Here is a 20256-nt window from a genome sequence, read left to right as displayed (position 1 = left end):
CAAGCTGGGGGCAGAAAATTTGAATGTAGCAGTACATAAAACAGTAGAACAACTGATTAAGAAAAATAAAAGAAAAGGCACAGAAATAGAGATAAAGAATTTACAAACAAATAATGATGGGTTTAATAATAACATTGCAATGTTTCACCTTACTTATTCCCATGATGAGGGGGTATTTAGTGAGGATGTTGTCCTAAAAGAATTTAGCGAAATTCTGAAGCTTACTAAAGAATTAAAACTTCTTAGGAGTAATTCTGTAAATTCCTTTATCAGTACTCCAACTGTCTATTTTGTAGATATTGAAAAGGGAATAATGCTGATGGAATTCGTTGAAGGGGATACTCTGGACAGATATATCACATCCGATTCAGCAGATAAGGAATTAGCGTTTGGGAAATTTGGTGCAACCCTTGCACAAATTCATTCCATTTGCACTGAAGAGGTTCATAATGATATCGATTTCCGACAAAAAAAGGATATCCACTTTTATATAGAAAGTTTAAAAAATAGAGTCTCAAAGTTTGAAAACTCTATTTACGTAAATTCCCTTCAAAACATATCGAAGCAGTTTAGGGATGTTGCATTTACTGAAGCCTTAAATCACGGAGATTATCACTTTGGGAATACCATCCTAACCAATGAAAATAAATTATATATTTTAGATTGGGAAAAAGCTTTTATAGGAGATCCTCGTTTCGATATAGCGAACAGCCTTACATTCGGATATTCGTGGTATGGAGTGTGTTTCAAAGAAATAATACTAGATGCTTATCAGAGCATCAATAATAAGAAAGTTGAACATTTGGAGTGCTTTGAAGCTTTATCAAGTTTTGACTCATTTACTAAAGTGGTGCCCCTAATACAAGGTGCAGATGACTCGCATATTCGTGACAGGTCTTTTGAGTGGTTAAAGCGACGTTATGAATTGTTTGTAAAACATAACGGAACAAGAATCAAAGAAGCGGAAGAATACTTACTATCTAAAGGTTTATCATCGAGTATTTTGTAATATCTAACGGGGGCAATCACTGAAGAACAGCTAATTGATCCGGCTATTGCCATAATCGCAGGATAGATAAAAATTGAATTTGTTTTTAGGAGGATTATTTTGTGTTTGTAGTCAATGTAGAAGGTGCTATTCACCGAGATGGAAAGTGGCTATTAATTCTTAGAAGTGAAAAGGAGGAACACGCTGGAGGCACTCTTTCACTCGTAGGCGGGAAATGTGAAGTTGAAGGAGTTTCATCAGATATTCTAGAAAGAACTTTGATCCGAGAGATTTTTGAGGAAGTAGGTTGCGAGGTTACAGGGCTTAAATATGTAAATAGTTCTTCCTTTGATACTGACTCAGGGATCCATGTAATTGATATCGTTTTTCTGTGTCATCACAAAACTGGAGAACCTTTCGCTAAAAGTACTGAAGAAGTTGATGATGTCATTTGGATGACGACCTTAGAAATTCTTGCCCTTCCGGAACTACCTGTATATCTAAAGGAGAATATTAAACTGGCGGACAAGATGCTATAAGATCATTTGTATGTTAATTGTTAGCAATGCATAAGAACATAGGAGGACTAACATGAAAATCAACAGAATGGATCATATCAGTATCAACGTAAACGACCTTTCAAAGGCTAAAGAGTTCTTTGTTGATTTAGGACTTGAGGTTAAAGCCGAATGGGAGATGGATGGAGAGCTGCTGGACACGGTCGTCGGCATGAAAGGTGTGAAAACGTCATGCGTAGGAATGGGATTACCGGACGGTCTCACATGGTTAGAGCTCGTCAAGTATCTTACACCGTCAGATGAAAAAGGTATTCAGCAAACCTTCCCCAACACATTAGGTATCCGGCATATTTGCTTTGCTGTTGAGGATCTTAAAACCATGGTTGCCCATCTGAAAAGAAAGGGTACGGAAACCTTTAGTGAGATCCAGCAATATGAAGAACGTTATAGACTGTGCTACGTACGTGGTCCGGAGGGGATTATTTTAGAGCTGGCGGAGGAAATCAAATAATAGAGGGATGTAGAAATGGAAAAGAGTATAGCACAATCGATGAAAATAAGTGCAGAGGCACTAGTTGAGACTGAAGATGAGAAAGACATATATCTTATTGAAAACGGAAAAGAAACGAAGGTTGGTTCCACGACAGAGAAGATAAGGTTTGTTCGTATCAACGGCCGGGAAGCAATTGAGAGAGTGCAAACATTGAATTCTGACATTATAGGCAATCGGAAAGGTATCACTGTAATTGAAAAGGCAACGTGTAAACCTATTTCATTTACCGATTACTTAAATGGTAGTCCACATGTGAAAGCCGAATATGGTGATGAAGGAGTACATATTAAGATTAAAGATAGTGAAAAAACCATCAAGCTAAATGGATACTATGTTGACACATTTTCTGTGGAGCTTATATTGCGTGTGCTTCCTTTGAGGTCTGGTTTCTCCCTGCAAATGAATGGTTTCAATGCTACTCTTGAGTCAGAAGTTGATATTCACATTCAAGTAGTCGAGGCAGAGCATATCAAAAGAGGGTTTGACGAATTTGTTGATGCTTGGAAGGTGAAAACGTATTTTGGAGAGATCCTTCAATACTATTGGATTGATCCAGTCAACAAGGAGCTGCTGAAACAGTCTTCTCAGATTGGAGATGGACTTATATTGGAATTCCGCAGAGAATGACGACAGAGGTGAATAAAAATGAAAAGAAAGCTCCAGCCAACACAAGACATATTAAAAGAATGGATAAAGGCATATGTACCAGATAAAGACCTCTTTTTCCTCCCAGAGACCAACCTTGCCAGTTTTAAAGAATATCTAAGTAATATCTTAGTGGTGCCCCACGAAGAGTTCAAAAACCATTCCACTTATAAACAGGTTCAACTTGCAAACAGCTATGAATATTGGAATCTATCAACGGAAGTTAAGTATGTACTGGTGACACCTCCAGGCTGGATGAATCATCTACCAGCTGAGAAGATAAACGAACTCTTTCAGATTCAAGTGGAAGTGAACAGGGGATTGATTCATCCGATCTCTGACTTCTCTGTAGACACATCATCCATTGGTAACAATGTTGTTGAAGTGAATGGAGAGAAGTATCTAGTCCTTCATAAAGCGATGTGGGAAGACCTCTCTTATACTAGTAAAGAAGAACTCATAACAGATATTGCCCAAGAATGGGAGGAATGGACTTGCTATGATGTTCCGACCAAAACGCCTTCACACTTAATTAAGTTTGCGAACACCTTCCCATCCACAGCAGGTAGTAATTGTTTATCGGCCACACTCTTCGCTATCACTAAACAGGAATGGATCATACATGAATGGGTCCATCCTCAAACGTTTCTTCAAAGCTTGGAAAATGAGGATTATCACTTAATCTCTTCTGAAGGTAGTAGAGCAGGTGATGTGCTTACATGGGAGAATTCAGACGGGATCATTCAGCACGCCTCTTACTGCATAGACGGACATTTCTTCTTTAACAAACGTGGCCAGACCTTTTTTAATGCTTGGAGTATTGTGCATTTTGATGATCTTAAAGAAGATTGGGGTCACTATCATATGAAGATATTTCGGAAATGTTCATAGGGAGGAGGGATTCATGACTACATTCATAGAACTGACCTCAAGTTTTTTACTGATCATCAGCTGGTTTCTGTTTGCCATAAGTGCGTATCTCCTTTATTGGACGATCATTATGCCCGAGTATGTCATCATTCTGTTTCTTCTTTTTTAGCTGTTGGTCTGTTGTGTTTTTTCAGTTCAAGAAAGCTTGATGGTAGAAAGAAAGTTCATAATTAAATTTATATAAATCTTCTTGGATTCCAACGGTTAGGAAGGAAGTGAAGGTGAGAATGGAAGTATTTAAAAAGATCGTCAATCTCCTTAATCGATTGAAGCAAGTATTTTACTCCTATGATGATGAAGGTTTCTCGACTGCTGAAAAAGAATACATTGATCGTATCAAGAATGCCAATCCCTATGGCATATTTGTCCTGATTTTTGGCGGGATATCCTTCGCATTCGGACCCCAATATGTCATTTTCCCAATCATCACTTTGACGGTAGCCTTCTTTACAATCTGGACCTTTGATAAAGAAACAGAGGACAACCCGTGGACATTTCTCCTGGGGACCGTTCTATCTCTCACAGGATTGTATATGCATATGGTGGGAGCGGTTCATGTTCTCATTCTTTAAGGGGTGAAGGGTAGATGGAATTCATTAATCGCATTCAAGAAATTGTATCAATGGGACTTGCATTTGTTGTTTATCTTGCTATACCGGCGTTTATTATCATTAGAGCCATTCGAAAAAAGAAACTCCCCAACAATCAATACACTCCCTTGGACGATATCCTGGACGGGAAAGTGAGAGATCCTGAGGAAGAGACTGATGGCAAAAGGATGGACTAAGAGATGAATAATCTGGAATTTTATAGAAAATTAGAGGAGGAGGGAATACAGAAAGCGAACTACTTGATAGACCAGTATAAAGGAGAGAAGGATTTGAATAATTCATTCATTGAACAAGTGCATTATATTAGAATTCCAGTCAAGAATGTTGAGCAGTCAGCACATTGGTACAGAGATATGTTGGGTCTAGAGCTATTAAACGTTAACGAGGAACTGGCCGCCATCAAGGTAAATGAAGGACCGTTCTTGCTGATCCTCATCCCAACGGAAGATGAAACCTTTGCCCATTTTACAGTGAACCAGGAACAGGAATTTAGCATTGGTTTTACAAGTCCTAGGCTGGGTGAATTTCATCAACACTTAACGGATCACGGGGTGAAGGTCGATGAGATAAAAGAAGATAGTGGTCATGCTTTTTTCCATTTTTACGATCCAGATGGCAATAAGCTGCAAGCCCACTGGTAATATCAAGCCGATTTCCGAATGTACCGGAAATTGGCTTTTTTTAATGGAATTTCAAAAATATGGTTGACTATTCAGTTGAACTGTATTATCTTGTTAGTAAGCTGAACTATATAGTTGAACTGAATAAAAGGGTGAGAACATGAAACATAAATTATTGCCATTGTCTGAAACGATGCATTATATTTTATTAGCTCTCCGTGAGCCACTTCACGGATATGCGGCTATGCAGAAGATTGAAGAAATGAGTAATGGGACCGTTGTGTTAGCTGCCGGTACATTATACGGTGCGATTGAGAACCTGAATAAACACGGTTGGATCGAACCTGTTGGACATTCAGGCAGGAGAAAGATTTATAGTATCACTTCAGAAGGAAGCGCCATTTTGAAAATGGAGCAAGAAAGGCTCCTGCACATTGTATCCTTGTATGAAGGAAGTGAAGCGATTGAAGAAGTTTAAATGGTTCATCAGTATTGAAAAAGAAGAACGTTGGCTGAATGAACAATTGCAAAAAGGCTATCAGTGCACGAACATCAGTGGACTGGGAGTATACACCTTTGAAAAAACCGATAAGAGCTATGTGATGCGCCTGGACTATCAGGATTATCTATCCAAGAAAAAGTTGGAGGAATACAGAGGGATCTATGAAGATTTCGGTTGGAGCTACCTGAAGGGGTACTGGCTGAGTGGAATACGGTATTGGCAGAAAGAAAGCGATGACCAGGATGAAATCTTTTCTGACCGGGAGTCCAGGAGACATTATTATAAACGGATCATGGGCTATTCCTTTTGGTTTGGCATGATATTTCTCATCTATTCTTTTGGCTACTACAGGGATCCACAAATATATCATGAAGGCCTTTGGAATATGGAAAATGATTTGTTTTGGAAAGCGTTTCTCTTTGAAACGCCATTTGCCCTATTGAAACTGTTTCCTGCTTTTATGGTGGTTTTATTGGCAGGGAGTTATTATAAGGCTTATCGGAAGTATACAGTGTTGAAAGAACAATAGGTGGAAAGGGCTTATCCGGGGAGGATAAGCCCTTTTTGTTGAAGTTTTCCTTGAGTAAACTTCTCGATTTTGGAATAATTGGTAGTAAGTTACATAATTTCCGTTTATCTTCTCCGTCACTCATTGTACATTGTCTTTCTTAATGGGATGGTAAACGAGCGTGCAGATGATGACTATAAAGGTTAGTTCAAGCCAAAACACGGTTGTTACAATATGAGGAAATCAGCCTGGTTTACGAAGAAATGAGTGAAAATAAAACGTAGACAAGAGGGATGACTTGAAGAAGGTAGTGTGTGTTTTATTTATTCTTTTATTATTCGGTTGTAGTAATGACATGGAGGGGAAAGAACGGATAACGATCCTCAAAAAGGAAACGTATGTAGCTTATTCTGATAGTCAAAATGTATTAGCACCTAGGGTTTGCTTAGAAAATCAAAACGCAGAACAATCAAATGAACTATTTTTAGTGACATTCGAAGTAATCGGTGAGTTAAAGTCTATAGTGGAAAAGGACTCTACCATTTCGATTGATAGTCGAAATTTGCTTAAAGGAAGTAAGGAAGACATTTCAAGTCTACCACCTGATGGGAAATCCATTTGCACTGGAGTTACTTTATCACTGACTAAAGAAGTTGCTAAAAATGAATTAGAAAACATGATAACTCAAAAGGATCTAAAGGTATCCGTTACTGAATTAGATGGTGAAGTGATATCCTCCTACCCTATCAAGAAGTTTGTGATCGGAAAGCCTGATGGTTCGATAGTTGAACCATAGAAGGAAGAGAACCCTGCCACAGACATAGGGTATCAATGGATATGGGAGAAGCAACACTTCTTGGGGAGGACAAATAAGTATGTCTGATAAAAAGTATCATAGAGCTTTTGGTGTATATGGCATCTATATAGAAGATGGAAAACTCTTAGTTATACATAAAGGTGCGGGCCCATATATTAATCGGTTTGACTTACCTGGAGGTAGTTTGGAAGAAGGTGAGAGTTTAGCTGAAGCGATGAGGAGAGAGTTTATAGAAGAAACAGGTATAGAGATTGAAATTGAGGAACAAATCGGGGTTTGTGATTTCAAATTCCCCTCAGTGTGGAGAGATTTTACCAATGTTCATCATATTGCCGTCTATTATTCTGTGAGAAAGATCGGTGGGGAAATAGGCATTCCAGAACAGTTTAAAGGGCAAGATTCATTGGGAGCTGTGTGGGTATCTGAACATGAGGTAACTCCGGAAAACGCATCCCCTTTAGTGATGAAAGCTTTTGAGTGGTTGAAAACCAATGAGTTGGGGTTGAGCGCAGAGGTTTTTGAAGAGTGGGAAGTTTTGAAGTGAGGGGTTTTATAAAAAATGATCGGGAGGACCATTAAATGATCTTACATACACAAGTGGAAGTGTTTATAATTTGAGCTTCAAAATAATCTTATTATACCTCTTATCGTTTATTGGATTCTATGTTGGCTTTATCTTGCTGGCTTCCTTTGCAGAATACTACGACATCTCATCCTTGTACGTTGTAAATGTAAAAGAGGATGGGGTAGATGTTTTTCCAACGATAAATCCTTTCATTATTATGTTTCTTTATGTATTGGGCTCTCATAAATTGATTTCTAGAATGAAAAAGAAAGCTTGAAAATAGTAATTTTCTAAGCGTTGACGGGAGGGGAATGATACTATGAACTCCGCCAAGCAGGATAAAAATCAGCGGCTTCGAATTGCGCAGAGTTTATATAGAAAAAAGAAGCATAGAAATATTAAATATAAAGAAAGTAAATTCTGGTCAGCGGTTCTGATTATCTTTGTCTTGCTGGCACTTTGTATACTTATTATTACTGAGTTGTTCTATATTGATAGTAGTGGATCATTGCCTGGGTTTTTGAAGAAGATGGCAGAAGCTTTCAACCTTATTGTCTGACAGATATCATGAACCCACATAACCAGATTGAAATTCTTCACCCCCCATTTCTCTGCCCCTTTGGACCGGTGTATTTCAGTAAATGTGTGAAAGAGAAAAAAGAGAATATCATCAAAAAAGGTTCACTACATCATTGAAAATATAAGAAACCGAGTCTGAAATTAAATTTGACTCGATTTTTTTGTGGGATTTTTAAGTTAGTTAGGCGATTTACCAAAGTATTTGGACTGAGCTCGTAACTAAGGATGTTTATTCCATTAAAGGGCCATTTAATTGAATAGTAACATTGATTTATGTTAGAAAATTTGAAATAATTACTATATAATTATGGATTTAATTGGAAAAATCGAAAGAGGAGATTTATATTAAGAAGAATAGTATAAATTTAGAGTATAATATCAACGGAATTGGAGTAGTAACTCCAGTTATTTATCCTTTTGTAAGCCGACTATATAGTGATAATAAACTCCAGATCGAATCAAGATTAAAAGAAATTAATCAATTGGGAGCAATTAAATTCATCCATAATGGAGCGCATTATACTCGATATGAGTATGTGTTATTACAATTTATGTTGATTAATTTCGTGAAAAATAACAGTGAATGGGGTTTGGGTTCAAAATTTAATTTCTCTTTGTGGAACATTAATCAATTATCCAACAAGGAAAAAATAACTGGGGCAGAAATATTAGAGTTAATAGTCCTATATGGAAATATGGGACATTTTAAAGATACTTTTTCAAGTAATAAAGTTTGGTTTCATTATCTGAATACTAACAAGTTTGAATTAAGAAATTCCTTTAAAAAAGGGTTGATAGGGGAGGGGAAATACTTATTAAATCAGTTATTATCAAGTGCTAATTCCCATAAAGTACAGTGGATCAATACATTGTTTATTTTATCAAGATCAGAAAAGTTAAGTGATTATAGACTTATTTGTGAGGGGATAATAGATAAAATATTATCGGAACAAAGCGATAAGTGGATGGATCTCTACAATAAGATTAGAAAAGTTTCTTATGTAGTTTTAGATAGTCACTATTCTCACATTCCTATTTCTATTAGTCTCCAAAATGTGTTATTCAATGAAAAATTGTTTGTAGATGAGTTAAGTAAATATAGTTCTGGACTTATGGGAGCTTTTGAAAAGGTTACTGATTTACTAGAGGATACACTTTATTTAGAAAACAATGCTCTATTGATGGGTACCTACAGAAGTATGGATATTAATTCAAAATTAGAGAAGCTCCTTGAGGAAGATGCAGAATATGGGGGTATTACAAAAATTGGTATGCTAATTTCTGATGAAGAAAAATCTCCTTTTTATGAAGAGTTCAAGATAGCTGATGGTGATATTCCTTGGAACCAAGAGAAAAACTTAAGTATAACATACTTCTTAAGAGAAAGAGAATATTTTCCAAAAGATGTATTTCAGAGAGAGTTAGAGGTCAGTGGCAAACTAGGAAAAGATTGTTTCGTAGCATTTAGCTTTTCTCCAAGTTTCTCAAAATATAGAACTGTTTATTCTATAAGTAGGAATATTTCTGATACCAAACTTATTAAGAAGTGTTTCAAGGTTATCCGAGTAGCCTTGAATGATTATAACGAATACAGTAAATACTCATACGAATCTGTAAGTAATGGGCAACTACAAGAAGTCATTTTTAAAAAAATATTTACATATCTATTCCGAAATCTATTAGTTGAAGATTATTTCTGTGAGTATGATTATTATAAAGGTAACTCACCTTTCATAATTGAAAATGGCAGTCTGAAAACTATGAAGAAAATTGATAAATATATTAAAAACTATCGGAAGGTAAACCCGAATGACAAAGATGCCATACACGAACTAGAAGCTGTAAAAAAAAGTTTAGAGTCTACGTCTTACAGAGGACTAATAATTGTCTACTTGGGCTCATTAAGATTTATTAATCAAGATAAAAAGTCTATTTGTGAGTTGGATGGTCTAATTTTCACACCGAATCACAGTGAGGGATTTTTAAGGGTTATTGAAGCAAAGAATATTGGCAAAAAACAAAAAAGAGCAAATGTAGCAGCTAGACAATTAGAGGATAGATTTGTCCCTCTATTGCCTGAATATTTATCGAGCAAAATAATTAAAGAAGACATTTGGGGGTTTGGTGCACAGATAATATTAATTACCTAGTGATTTGCCCCTTCCAACAAAGGTCCTTTCTTCAACTAAAGGCCAGTTTAACGGAAAAGCCAATGTGGATGAACTTGAATATCTAAAGTGAGGGGATGAAAAAATGGTTGAAAAGAAAAATGAAACTCTGGAATGGATTGATGGTGACATAACGAAACCCTTTAAATTAGAGGATACTGTTGTAGGGCAAGCTACTGTACCAGAAGGTCATTTATTTGTTATGGGGGATAACAGAAGAAATAGTACAGATAGCAGACTAATAGGAGCAATCCCCATAGATGAGGTTGTAGGAATGTGACTGCTAAACTAAAGTAGACAGTTTTTGCTAGATAAGATGAAACACTTATTTACCCTAATATACCAGTAAAATATATAGCCCCTCCATTGTATGATGATGGTTTGATTCTTAAATCATTGGAGGGCTAAGAAAAGGTGGATAAGTGGGAAATGTATATGGAAATTCAACAGTTACTCAAGAAAGGATTCAGTAAAACTAAAGTAGCAGATAAGCTGGGGGTGTCCAGGGCGACTGTATATCGTCACCTTAAGAGATCTCCTTCGGAGATGGCAGAATGGGTTGAATCGTTACAAACAAGAAAGAAAAAGTTGGATCCTTATAAAGAGTTAATCTTGAAGTGGTTAAGGGAACATCCTGATCTTTCAGCAGCACAAGTAGAAGATTGGTTGATGGAAAGGTATAAGGAACAACTTGAAGTGGGTGAAAGTACAGTCCGTGCTTACGTAAGGGAGCTAAGAGTTGAATATAAAATAGCTAAGGAATCTTCACCAAGGGATTATGAAGCAATTCCTGATTCACCCATGGGGGAACAGGTCCAAGTTGACTTTGGACACACCAAGCAAAAAACGTCTGATAATAAAGAAGTGAAGCTGAACTTTATTGCCTTTGTGCTATCTAACTCGAGATACAAATATAAAGAGTGGTTAGATCGCCCATTTACAACACAAGATGTCATTCAGGCTCATGAAAATGCCTTTCAGTGGTTTAGTGGGATTCCAGGAGAACTCGTGTATGATCAGGATAGCTTAATTGTAGTGAGTGAGAATGGTGGAGATCTCATTTTAACGAAAGAATTCCAGCACTATAAATTAACTCGAAAATTAAACCTCCGGGTTTGTCGAAAAGCCGATCCGGAAAGCAAAGGGAAAATAGAAAACGTTGTAGGATTTATTAAGTACAATTTCGCCAAGTATAGAGTATTCAATCATATTGATTCCTGGAATGAACAAGGGTGGGAATGGTTAAATCGTACAGGTAATAGAAAAATCCATAACACAACAAAAAAAAGACCGGTCGAAGTGTTCTCCTTGGAAAAGCAACACTTAAGACCAGTCACAGGAAACATGAATTTCCTAAACAATCATGAAAACAGTATAACAAGAAGCGTCCATAAGGACAATACCATACGGTATTTATCCAATAGGTACTCCCTTCCACTTGGAACTTTTCATAAGCATGAAACGGTCTCAATAAAAGAAACTAAAGACAGAGAACTATTAATCTATATCTCTGATACAGGAGAACTCCTGGCCAAGCATCAAATTCCAGATGGTAAAGGACAATTAATTAAAGATAGAAAGCATACAAGAGATCGCACAAAAGGAATCGATGCATTCATTGATTCTGTGGCAAACCAATTCGAAGAGACTGAAACGGCCTACGATTACTTGGATAAACTTCGTGAGAAGTACCCACGGTATATTCGTGATCAATTACAAATGATACTAAAAGAAACAAAACAAAATAACGAGCAGCTTCTAACAACCGCCCTCTCGGAATGTATTAAGAGAAACTTATATAGTGCAACAGATTTCAGCGATATCATTTTATACCTCAAGCGACAACGACAAGTTCATGATACAACAAACGACAAAGCTGAGACTGTTTCACCATTAAATAGTATATCGGGTTGGATTATAGAAACAGAAGCACAAAAGAGAAATGTCGATGCCTATACTGCCTTATTGGAAGAAGGTGATCAAAGTTGAATCAGCTTCAGGAGGTCCAAGAAATATTTAGATCCCTTCGGTTAGCTGAAACAGCTGATCGATTGCCAGAGTTAATAAGAGAAGCTGAGAAAAGGGATTTGTCCTTTACTCAGTTTCTACTAGATGTAGCAACCTATGAACAAAAACGAAGAGATGAAAAGCAGCTGGAAAGGCGATTTAAGTGGGCAACGTTTCCCTTCCATAGAACAGTGGATGAGTATAACGTGAAAGAGCAAAAGTCTTTGAGCAGTAAGAAGTTAAACCAGTTAAAAGACTTAACTTGGATTGAACAGCTATATAATATAATTTTTCTAGGACCGCCAGGTGTCGGTAAGACCCATCTTTCGATAGGTCTTGGAATTGAAGCTTTAAACCAGGGATATAAAGTGATCTTTACCACTATGGGAGATCTAATTCAGGCATTAAAGACAGAAGAAATAACGAGGAAATCCAAAACAAGGATGAAGCGAATTAGAGAGGCAGATTTGGTCATCATTGATGATTTGATGTTTATGGCAATGGATAAACAGGAAGCTAATATGTTCTTCCATCTCATTAACAACCTTTATAATCAATCCTCGATTATACTTACATCTAATAAAGGTCCTAAAGAATGGGGTGAGCTATTGGGCGACCAAGCCATCACGACAGCTATACTGGACCGGATCTTACATCGAGTGGAAATAGTTCATTTAAATGATGATAGTTGGAGAATGAAACATCGAAAAACGATTTTTGGTGAACAAAGTGTCTCAAATTAGTCAGCAAAAATTGTATCATTCTACTTGACGGTCACAAGGAACTACAAGTATTGTTTTTTATCCAATTAAAGATATTAGGATAATTGAAAATTAGTGTTATTTCACATTATAGGGGGCAATAACTGAAGATCAGGTAATGGATCCAGCTATTGCCCTTTTTCAATTATTGGGGAGGTTTACGGAAGAAGTGAATAAAATAGGACAGTTCATAAGTAGTACCTTATTTGAATAAGAATAGACTGTAAAGGAAACTGAAGGATATTCAAACTTGTAGTCCTATTACACAATAGGGAGCTTATTTTAGGTATAGAATTTTCGTTGTGTAAGAGTATAAAAAAATTTTTAATCGTATTCATTTATTTGTTGAAAGAATAGACTGCATATCATATGGGGGTTATGATTTGAAGAATAGGTCTTTCCTTGTAATACTTTCTATTTCAGTATGTGTGATCGCATTTTGTTTGATTTTCCAGTGAGACTCAACTATATCGAGCAATAATAAAGAACAACCTTTTGTTGCTAAAGAGGTATTACCAGGAAGTAAGAGCTCCTATAATCTTTCGTTAAAGATGAATAAAGATGAAAAGGTTAGTGTGGAAGCAAAAATTGATATTACCAATATTTCTGAAGAAAAATGGGATAAGCTTGTTTTATATTTCATTCCGAATATATTCACAGAAGAAAGTTCACCCTCGTTAGATCATCCGGCATCTGTAAATATTAAAGATATCAAGTTAAATGGAACAACTTCAAATTACTCCTTAGAAAAAGACACCCTAACCCTCCCTTTAAAAACACAACTGTCTCCGAACCACAATGTCAAGGTTCAAATAAACTATGATTTTACATTGCCATCAGAGGGATTAAGATTTACAAAAGTCGGAGAGAGCCTTCACCTGGCACAATGGTATCCTATGGTACCAACATATCGTAACGGGTGGAATAAACAAGAGTATCAATCAAGAGGTGAAACCTATCATACTTCCTTTAGTGATTTTCAATTGGATGTAGAAGTCCCACCTTCTTATACCATAGTTTCATCAAGTGAAGAAGATGACTTACTTAATAACCAAGGGACAAAAATCAAAGTAAAAAATGAAAAAGAGATTTTCCTTGCTTTATTAAAAGATACCTTGGTTTTTGAAAAGACAACGACTATAAATAATGTGAATGTACGTGTATTCAGTGATAAAGAAAGAGTTGATCAAGTAAATGAAGTGCTAGAAACTGCGGTAAAAGCTCTGGACTATTTTCAAAAAGAATTCGGATCTTATTCTGCTAAGGAGTTCGATGTAATACTTGGTGGGCTTGGGATGGAGTACCCAAATGTAGTAACTGTGGGTTCTATTTATAACTCTAAACCACTAGACTCAGCCGCATTAAGACGTATGGTTGTTCACGAGGTAGCACATCAGTGGTTCTATGGGATGGTTAGCAATGACCCCTATAACGATGCTTGGCTTGATGAGGGTCTAGCAGAGATTGCCTCGCTTTTGTATTACGTTGATGATGAAGAGGAAGCCGTTACTTTTGATTTTGGGGATCAATTTAGAGAAGAACTTAGTCTCCCCGTTAACCTTCCTATAAACCAATACCCAAGCGGTAATCAAAGTTCTTATATTTATGGAAAAGCGTCTTTGGGACTTGGAATGCTGTTTAAGAAGTATGGAGGAGGAGAAGCGGCAAAGAACTTCCTCAAAACATACGTTAAGGAGTACAAATTCAAAGAAATTAACACCAACGAGTTTGTAAGGTTTACTAACCATTATTTTAACTTAGAGAATAATAAAGATTTTGAAGGATGGCTGGATTTGAATGAAGAATAAACTTTTTTTGTTCCTTTTTGAGTGTCACTGAACAAGTGGCACCCTTTGCTCAATTAAAGGGCAGGTTAATTGAAAAAGAATTTCACCATATAATCAATTTGAGAGGAGGATAATATGAAGAAAATTTGCATCGTATTATTTGTTTTAATAATTGGGGCTTGTTCCAATCAAAGTGCATATGAATTACCAATAAAAGAGTATCCTCAATCATTCCACCAAGAACTCAGCAATTTGCCTAAAGATATTCAAGTTAAGATAAAAGTACCAACGAAGTTTCCTTTTGATGTCGAGTTTTTTAGATTTTCGACTACGCCTGAAGTAAAGAATATTGTTTATACATCAGTAGTATATGAACCTGTTGAGCGTGAACTAAGTAATAAGATAAATCTTAGTTTCACCACATATTATAATGACAAAGTTGATTCATCAAAAAGTTATGAATCCATCAAGTTAAATAATGGGGAATTAGCAATTCTGAAAAAAGATGAAGAGGAATTAAAAGTCTTACAATGGGCTGACAATGATGGAGATGTCCAAGAATTGGCAGTAATGTTCAAGGATACCGAAATTACTATTGAAGACCTTAAAATGATGGCTGATTCATTGACTTCAGTAAAATAAGTGTTGTTCCTTTAAAGGGCATATTAACAAAAGAACAGCGGGATTTTGGATGGAGATATTAATGTCCCTAATAATAGGAATTATTATTATGTGTGCGGTCTATTTAATACTATCTATAAGTCTGCTTAGAATAATTATTGGCACAGGACTTCTCAGTCACGGTGTTCACCTTTTGCTTATAACAATGGGAGGTTTACCAAAGGGAGAAGAAGCACCTCCCCTACTGGGTGAACATTCTGCTAAGGGACATATAGTTCATCTCCCTCAGGCGTTGATTTTAACTGCGATTGTAATCAGTTTTGGAGTAACTGCATTTTTCTTAGTGTTAGCGTACAGAGTTTATCAGGAGCTTGGAACGGATGATGTGGAGAGTATGAGAGAACATGTGGATCATTGGGCGTAAATAAACCCCTGTTTTCACGTAAAATTAAGCTGCTGGTCTTCCGCTTTTTCTTTATTGCATTAAAGGGAAGGAGTGTGGCACAAGGTAATATGTATTTTTATAAATAGAGGGGATTAATGTGAAGAAAATTCACCTTGTAATATTTGTTATAATGGTAGCTTTTCTAAGTGCCTGCGGTAGTAATACGTGGGTGTTGGAGAAAGATAGATTTGATGAAGTGGGAAGTGTAAAGAACTATGTAGAGCAATTACAAAATGAACACACAGAATTTCAAGAGTTTAGAGTCTTTACTATATCAGAGGTCAGAAAATGGTGGTTGTGTCAACAGGTACAAGTAACCAGACTCTGGAATTTAAAGAATCAGATGTTTCCAATAACAGCACAAAGATAACTGTTGAAGAAAAAAGTACATAGACGGACGAAAAAACTACTATATTATGATTGGAATAGAACAGGATTTTCTGTGGTCAATGAGAATGGGGAAAAATATAAAGAATATGAATACCTAACCGCGTTTTTCTCAATTAACGAGGGCAATAAGAGAAGACTCACTAGATTATCTCCTGCTATTTTTTTGCTCTTCTAAAGTAAATAATTTAGGAATGACTTGAAACCAAATCTCTGAATGCTTCGTCTAAATAATGAGGAGGAAATTATTTTGAAATATTTAGAACATTAACTAGCATTCTCCAACAATTGAAGGTGAATTTTTTATTATTACTTTTTGGCAATTGGTATTATTAATTTTGCTCTAGCTATTCTTTTCTTTATAAGTTCTCAAAAAGGTAAATAACAATTATGGAAAAGATGGAGAACCAGGAAGGTGACTCCACCTTTTTCTTTGTATAGCTAAATTTATATTCACAAAAAGGCAGGAGCTTTTATGGAAACTAGTAAATTCAAGAAATTTGATTTAGACTTAATATTTATCGTTTTTGTTTTTATGGCAATAAGCTGCGTATCAATCTATAGTTCTCAAAAGTTTCTACCCTATGATCAGAATTTTGCTTTAAAGCAGTCTATATGGTTTATTGGTGGAATGATCATTACATCGATTGTTTACTATTTTGATTTTGAGCAAATAAGGAGGTTGTCTCCCTATTTGTTTGGCTTTGGTGTCTTGTTGCTTGCCATTTTAATGGTAGCTCCTGCTAGTATTGCACCCATTATAAAAGGAACCAAAGCGTGGTTTTCGATTCCTGGCTTCGGATCCTTACAACCCTCAGAATTTATGAAAGTTTTTTTAATACTCTTTTTAGCACATGTTATCCAAACACATAATGATAAACACGTAGAAAAGACCCTATCCTCCGATTCATTCTTAATTTTCAAAGTATTTTCTTTTACACTTATCCCATTGGCATTCATTTTAGAACAACCCGACGCGGGAACGGGGATGGTTATGATGAGTATTATGATTGGAATGTTATTTATTTCGGGGATAAATAAACATATACTCTTTTTATTTACTTTTATAGGGATTACTATTATTGCTTTATTAGTTTTCATTTTTATTTATAGACCAGATTTATTATTGATGTTTTTAGATCAGTATCAACTTGATCGAATTTATTCTTGGTTGGATCCGTTTGGAAATGGGCAGGGCATAGGGTATCAACTGAGATTATCGATTTTAGCTGCTGGTTCTGGGACGATTATGGGAAAAGGTTTTTATGATGGAGAGGTGGCAGTTCCTGAAGCTCATTCAGACTTTATATTTACTGTAATAGGAGAGGAATTCGGATTTCTGGGTTCATCCTTTGTTCTATGCTTATACTTTATTTTAATTTATAAAATAATAACTATTGCTTTGAAAAATAAAGGAGATTACGAAATCCTAATCGGTGCGGGAGTCATTTCGATGCTAACTTTTCATATATTTGAAAATGTTGGGATGGTCATTGGGTTGGTACCGATAACCGGAATACCTCTACCTATGTTAAGTTATGGAGGGAGTTCTGTATTAGGTACTATATTAGCTTTGAGTATTATTAATAATATATCCGCAACAACGAATGTTTATATGTTTGGTAATAATGATTAAATGAAGGATTTACTGTGTTGAATTAAATATAATAATACTTATGGAATGTTGTATAGTAGGAATTATTCCAACTAAATAACAAGCCTAATTCCATTATAGGGGAAGTTATTTGAAGATGAAATCAAAATAAGACCCACTTTGTGGTTAAGTAGTATTGAAGTTTATATTTTAAACTTCAATACTTTTTTTATGAAAATAAATTAATAAGTGAAACCATAACAACACCTACTAAGTCTTAATAGTGGAAGGCAGGTGCAAATAGTTGGAGAAGAAAATAAGCCAATGGAATAATACGAATAAAAAAATAATGCTTGAAGAATTGATGAATAAATACGAGAAGGATGTTTTTTTGCTGGCCTATTCTTTTGTGAAGGAAAAATCGCTGGCTGAGGACATATCACAAGAAGTATTTATAAAGTGTTATAGATCAATTGATGGTTTCAGGGGAGAGGCTTCTTTGAAATCCTGGATCTATAGAATTACGGTCAACACGTCGAAAGATATGTTAAAAAGAAAGAGTTTCAACGTATTAAAGTACCCGAAATGGTTCTTTGAAAATCTGCAGCGCAGTGGGAGTTCAGAGGAAGCGGTTTTAAAAAGGGATGAAAATGGCTTACTTCTTGAGTCTGTATTGACGTTGCCTGTGAAGTACAGAGAAGCCATAATCTTACACTATTTTCATGATCTGAGAATTAATGAAATAGCCGAAGCATTAGAAATTAACCCTAATACAGTCAAAACAAGATTAGTCCGGGGTAGGGAAGCATTGAGAAAAATCCTTCTTGAGAAAGGAGTGTCTCCTTCATGGATAAACAATTAAAAGATATAAAGGCTAGATATGAGAGTGTTTATGATAAGGAAACGTCTAATCGAATAAAAGAGGGAGTCTTTAACCGATTGGAGGAAAACAGTAAGCCCACTTTTTCTATTAATAAGAAAATTAGTTATCTTGCCGGTGCGGCCATTATTGTAATCGGACTGTTTCTAGGGTCAGGTTTAGTCTCTCCTACAATGGCCAAAGTATTGTCACAAATCCCCTACATTGATCAAATATACAAAAGTATGAACGATACTGAAGAAAGAAAGAAAGATGTACAAGGATTTTATCATGATTTGTATAAAGAATTGGTAAAAGAAGATACAGGGATTATCGATGTGAGCATGAAGCAAAAATTCCCAAGTGATCCACCTTTCATGTTAGTTTTAGTAGATGATAAACGAGTAAAGGATCAACATGAAAAAGAAGTCCGGAATACTGTTGAAAAATATGCACAGAAACATGATATTATCAAATACAACTTAGAAGTAAAAGTTGGGAAGTTAAATAGGGTCCCTATATCTAATAAAGAGAAAGAAAGAATGGAAATGGAAGAAGAATTCTTTAATATTGCTTTAGAGAAATTAAAACAGAACGGATATGAGTCAGAAGGAATCAGTATAAGTAGAGGTAAAAAGATATTTACGATTACTATTGCTGAGTCAAAAGATAAATTCGAGAAGATTAAAACTCATTTGGAGGAAAATATCCAGAGAACTTTAGACGAAGAGAGCGACTTGCAATACAAAGTAGCGGTTGATCGAGTACCACAAATTAAAAAGACAGAAAGCGATTGGTATCCAATATTCGATTCAATCATGAATGAAACCAACAAGAACTTTACCGAAGTAAGAGGATTTGCTTATTCTTTCCATCCCCAACCTTTGCAAATCATCATTAAAACATCACTGAGGAAAGGAAAGGAAGGTAAAGATCAGGCAGCTGTCATTGAGGAATATGCACATAAGGTGACGGAAATTAAAAGAAAAGAAGTGGGTTTGGAGAAGATACCTTATATCATTATTATCAGAGATAAGAAACACGATAAATTATATAGTAAAACTTATAAATAGTGTGTAACAGAACCACAGCCATTTATATGGCATTATACTTGACTGTTTATTTAGAAAGGGTACAGGATTGCATTGAAAAGCTCAGAGGACATTCTGAGCTTTTTAAATGGTTTATATTCAACCTAAAACACAGCATACTTAAAATGCTTCTAAATCACCCTAGAAATATAGCACCCTCACCAAGAAGATTAATTTTATATTTAGTAAGTTTAAGTTTTTTGAAATAATTGGTATTAGGTTGATGGCAGTTTCTTTATAAGTATTTTCGAGGTTATTTCGTTGTTTTTATTATTCTTGATAATAGCAGCAAGCTTTCTAGGGTATCTCATTATCATTATTCCATTAGAGGAAATTGGTGTAGTTCTTGCTTTCAAAATGATTCTTGGGTGTCTGGTTAGAGGGCGTTACTATTTAAAAGAGATACACTAGGAGTTATCTAGAAAATGGGAGAAATTATTTGTCAGTTATGTTTATGAGCAGGGTTGTGAAATCAACCATAAATTTTTATTAGATGGTCTATTGAAGTGACGATAGGATAGAAAAGTATTTGAGTTCTTGTATTCACCAATATGTTGTTTGTTGAAAGAAGGGAATATAGATTATAATTCCGACAAACAAGATAAAAATCAACGGCTACGAATGGCGCAAAGTTTATACAGAAAGAAGAATAATAAAAATGTAAATTTAGCTGGAGATAGCAAAACATGGACAGTGGTTT

At 35.6% G+C, this 20256-nt stretch carries 25 protein-coding genes and 1 pseudogene; all 26 read left to right on the top strand.

All coding sequences use genetic code 11. From position 1 onward, the window contains the following. The first annotated feature begins 19 nt into the window (after positions 1 to 19). The 26 genes and pseudogenes from BVI01S_RS04715 to BVI01S_RS04595 all read left to right on the top strand — a co-directional run bounded on the left by BVI01S_RS04715 (position 20) and on the right by BVI01S_RS04595 (position 19538). Positions 20 to 1009: an aminoglycoside phosphotransferase family protein gene (locus BVI01S_RS04715; protein WP_061809441.1), complete on the top strand. Its 990-nt coding sequence runs from the start codon at positions 20 to 22 to the stop codon at positions 1007 to 1009. 101 nt (positions 1010 to 1110) lie between these two features. Then, positions 1111 to 1527, top strand: coding sequence for an NUDIX hydrolase (locus tag BVI01S_RS04710; RefSeq protein WP_061809440.1), 417 nt, complete (start codon positions 1111 to 1113; stop codon positions 1525 to 1527). Positions 1528 to 1579: 52 nt separating this feature from the next. Next, a complete protein-coding gene (locus BVI01S_RS04705; protein ID WP_061809439.1) occupies positions 1580 to 2017 on the top strand; it encodes a VOC family protein in 438 nt (145 codons plus the stop codon). Between the two features lie 15 nt (positions 2018 to 2032). Next, entirely contained in the window at positions 2033 to 2686 is a 654-nt protein-coding gene (locus tag BVI01S_RS04700) for a DUF3108 domain-containing protein (RefSeq protein WP_061809438.1), read from the top strand. 18 nt (positions 2687 to 2704) lie between these two features. Then, positions 2705 to 3595, top strand: coding sequence for a hypothetical protein (locus BVI01S_RS04695; protein ID WP_061809437.1), 891 nt, complete (start codon positions 2705 to 2707; stop codon positions 3593 to 3595). Between the two features lie 13 nt (positions 3596 to 3608). Then, positions 3609 to 3743 (top strand): hypothetical protein, encoded by a 135-nt coding sequence (locus BVI01S_RS23075; RefSeq protein ID WP_280512980.1) that lies wholly within the window; start codon positions 3609 to 3611, stop codon positions 3741 to 3743. 118 nt (positions 3744 to 3861) lie between these two features. Further along, positions 3862 to 4206: a hypothetical protein gene (locus BVI01S_RS04690; RefSeq protein WP_061809436.1), complete on the top strand. Its 345-nt coding sequence runs from the start codon at positions 3862 to 3864 to the stop codon at positions 4204 to 4206. Positions 4207 to 4220: 14 nt separating this feature from the next. After that, a complete protein-coding gene (locus BVI01S_RS04685; protein WP_061809435.1) occupies positions 4221 to 4421 on the top strand; it encodes a DUF3951 domain-containing protein in 201 nt (66 codons plus the stop codon). A gap of 93 nt (positions 4422 to 4514) precedes the next feature. Continuing rightward, a complete protein-coding gene (locus BVI01S_RS04680; RefSeq protein WP_061809486.1) occupies positions 4515 to 4886 on the top strand; it encodes a VOC family protein in 372 nt (123 codons plus the stop codon). Positions 4887 to 5025: 139 nt separating this feature from the next. Beyond that, positions 5026 to 5343 (top strand): PadR family transcriptional regulator, encoded by a 318-nt coding sequence (locus tag BVI01S_RS04675; protein WP_061809434.1) that lies wholly within the window; start codon positions 5026 to 5028, stop codon positions 5341 to 5343. After that, positions 5330 to 5896: a DUF2812 domain-containing protein gene (locus BVI01S_RS04670; RefSeq protein ID WP_061809433.1), complete on the top strand. Its 567-nt coding sequence runs from the start codon at positions 5330 to 5332 to the stop codon at positions 5894 to 5896. Before BVI01S_RS04675 ends, BVI01S_RS04670 begins: the two co-directional genes overlap by 14 nt. Before the next feature lie 277 nt (positions 5897 to 6173). Beyond that, positions 6174 to 6671, top strand: coding sequence for a hypothetical protein (locus BVI01S_RS04665; RefSeq protein ID WP_061809432.1), 498 nt, complete (start codon positions 6174 to 6176; stop codon positions 6669 to 6671). A 79-nt stretch (positions 6672 to 6750) separates the two neighbouring features. Then, on the top strand, positions 6751 to 7236 hold the full coding sequence (locus tag BVI01S_RS04660) for an NUDIX hydrolase (RefSeq protein WP_061809431.1): 486 nt from the start codon (positions 6751 to 6753) through the stop codon (positions 7234 to 7236). Between the two features lie 70 nt (positions 7237 to 7306). Then, positions 7307 to 7534, top strand: coding sequence for a DUF3935 domain-containing protein (locus BVI01S_RS23245; RefSeq protein WP_061809430.1), 228 nt, complete (start codon positions 7307 to 7309; stop codon positions 7532 to 7534). 42 nt (positions 7535 to 7576) lie between these two features. After that, positions 7577 to 7816, top strand: a complete 240-nt coding sequence (locus BVI01S_RS04650; protein ID WP_061809429.1) for a hypothetical protein — start codon at positions 7577 to 7579, stop codon at positions 7814 to 7816. A gap of 337 nt (positions 7817 to 8153) precedes the next feature. Further along, the gene (locus tag BVI01S_RS04645; protein WP_061809428.1) at positions 8154 to 9986 is read left to right on the top strand and encodes a hypothetical protein; all 1833 of its coding nucleotides are present in this window, start codon (positions 8154 to 8156) and stop codon (positions 9984 to 9986) included. Between the two features lie 136 nt (positions 9987 to 10122). Beyond that, positions 10123 to 10284: pseudogene (gene lepB, locus BVI01S_RS23070) on the top strand (signal peptidase I); the annotation flags it as partial. Between the two features lie 134 nt (positions 10285 to 10418). Beyond that, complete coding sequence (gene istA, locus BVI01S_RS04635) at positions 10419 to 11993, top strand: IS21 family transposase (RefSeq protein WP_061809426.1); 1575 nt, start codon at positions 10419 to 10421, stop codon at positions 11991 to 11993. Continuing rightward, positions 11990 to 12754, top strand: coding sequence for an IS21-like element helper ATPase IstB (istB, locus tag BVI01S_RS04630; protein WP_061809425.1), 765 nt, complete (start codon positions 11990 to 11992; stop codon positions 12752 to 12754). The genes istA and istB overlap by 4 nt, the downstream gene beginning before the upstream one ends. 593 nt (positions 12755 to 13347) lie before the next feature. Next, entirely contained in the window at positions 13348 to 14580 is a 1233-nt protein-coding gene (locus tag BVI01S_RS04625) for a M1 family metallopeptidase (protein ID WP_167562095.1), read from the top strand. Positions 14581 to 14694: 114 nt separating this feature from the next. Beyond that, positions 14695 to 15201, top strand: coding sequence for a hypothetical protein (locus BVI01S_RS04620; protein ID WP_061809423.1), 507 nt, complete (start codon positions 14695 to 14697; stop codon positions 15199 to 15201). Positions 15202 to 15250: 49 nt separating this feature from the next. Beyond that, positions 15251 to 15604 (top strand): Na(+)/H(+) antiporter subunit C, encoded by a 354-nt coding sequence (locus tag BVI01S_RS04615; protein WP_061809422.1) that lies wholly within the window; start codon positions 15251 to 15253, stop codon positions 15602 to 15604. A gap of 118 nt (positions 15605 to 15722) precedes the next feature. After that, complete coding sequence (locus BVI01S_RS04610) at positions 15723 to 15995, top strand: hypothetical protein (protein WP_061809421.1); 273 nt, start codon at positions 15723 to 15725, stop codon at positions 15993 to 15995. 492 nt (positions 15996 to 16487) lie between these two features. Continuing rightward, complete coding sequence (locus tag BVI01S_RS04605) at positions 16488 to 17648, top strand: FtsW/RodA/SpoVE family cell cycle protein (RefSeq protein ID WP_061809420.1); 1161 nt, start codon at positions 16488 to 16490, stop codon at positions 17646 to 17648. Positions 17649 to 17910: 262 nt separating this feature from the next. Further along, positions 17911 to 18468 (top strand): sigma-70 family RNA polymerase sigma factor, encoded by a 558-nt coding sequence (locus tag BVI01S_RS04600; protein ID WP_061809419.1) that lies wholly within the window; start codon positions 17911 to 17913, stop codon positions 18466 to 18468. Further along, the gene (locus BVI01S_RS04595) at positions 18453 to 19538 is read left to right on the top strand and encodes a DUF4179 domain-containing protein (protein ID WP_061809418.1); all 1086 of its coding nucleotides are present in this window, start codon (positions 18453 to 18455) and stop codon (positions 19536 to 19538) included. The genes BVI01S_RS04600 and BVI01S_RS04595 overlap by 16 nt, the downstream gene beginning before the upstream one ends. The last annotated feature ends 718 nt before the right edge of the window (positions 19539 to 20256 follow it).

Source organism: Rossellomorea vietnamensis NBRC 101237, assembly GCF_001591825.1.
In the GTDB taxonomy this organism is placed as follows: Bacteria; Bacillota; Bacilli; order Bacillales; family Bacillaceae_B; genus Rossellomorea; species Rossellomorea vietnamensis.
Note: the sequence above shows the minus strand (reverse complement) of the source record. Positions and strands in the feature narration are given on the sequence as shown.

What these genes read in the sequence shown, in the direction of transcription:
- BVI01S_RS04705 (WP_061809439.1), top strand. Translation starts at nt 1,580, where the DNA reads ATGAAAATCAACAGAATGGATCATATCAGTATCAACGTAAACGACCTT.
- BVI01S_RS04700 (WP_061809438.1), top strand. Translation starts at nt 2,033, where the DNA reads ATGGAAAAGAGTATAGCACAATCGATGAAAATAAGTGCAGAGGCACTA.
- BVI01S_RS04695 (WP_061809437.1), top strand. Translation starts at nt 2,705, where the DNA reads ATGAAAAGAAAGCTCCAGCCAACACAAGACATATTAAAAGAATGGATA.
- BVI01S_RS23075 (WP_280512980.1), top strand. Translation starts at nt 3,609, where the DNA reads ATGACTACATTCATAGAACTGACCTCAAGTTTTTTACTGATCATCAGC.
- BVI01S_RS04690 (WP_061809436.1), top strand. Translation starts at nt 3,862, where the DNA reads ATGGAAGTATTTAAAAAGATCGTCAATCTCCTTAATCGATTGAAGCAA.
- BVI01S_RS04685 (WP_061809435.1), top strand. Translation starts at nt 4,221, where the DNA reads ATGGAATTCATTAATCGCATTCAAGAAATTGTATCAATGGGACTTGCA.
- BVI01S_RS04675 (WP_061809434.1), top strand. Translation starts at nt 5,026, where the DNA reads ATGAAACATAAATTATTGCCATTGTCTGAAACGATGCATTATATTTTA.
- BVI01S_RS04660 (WP_061809431.1), top strand. Translation starts at nt 6,751, where the DNA reads ATGTCTGATAAAAAGTATCATAGAGCTTTTGGTGTATATGGCATCTAT.
- BVI01S_RS04650 (WP_061809429.1), top strand. Translation starts at nt 7,577, where the DNA reads ATGAACTCCGCCAAGCAGGATAAAAATCAGCGGCTTCGAATTGCGCAG.
- BVI01S_RS04620 (WP_061809423.1), top strand. Translation starts at nt 14,695, where the DNA reads ATGAAGAAAATTTGCATCGTATTATTTGTTTTAATAATTGGGGCTTGT.
- BVI01S_RS04615 (WP_061809422.1), top strand. Translation starts at nt 15,251, where the DNA reads ATGGAGATATTAATGTCCCTAATAATAGGAATTATTATTATGTGTGCG.
- BVI01S_RS04605 (WP_061809420.1), top strand. Translation starts at nt 16,488, where the DNA reads ATGGAAACTAGTAAATTCAAGAAATTTGATTTAGACTTAATATTTATC.
- BVI01S_RS04595 (WP_061809418.1), top strand. Translation starts at nt 18,453, where the DNA reads ATGGATAAACAATTAAAAGATATAAAGGCTAGATATGAGAGTGTTTAT.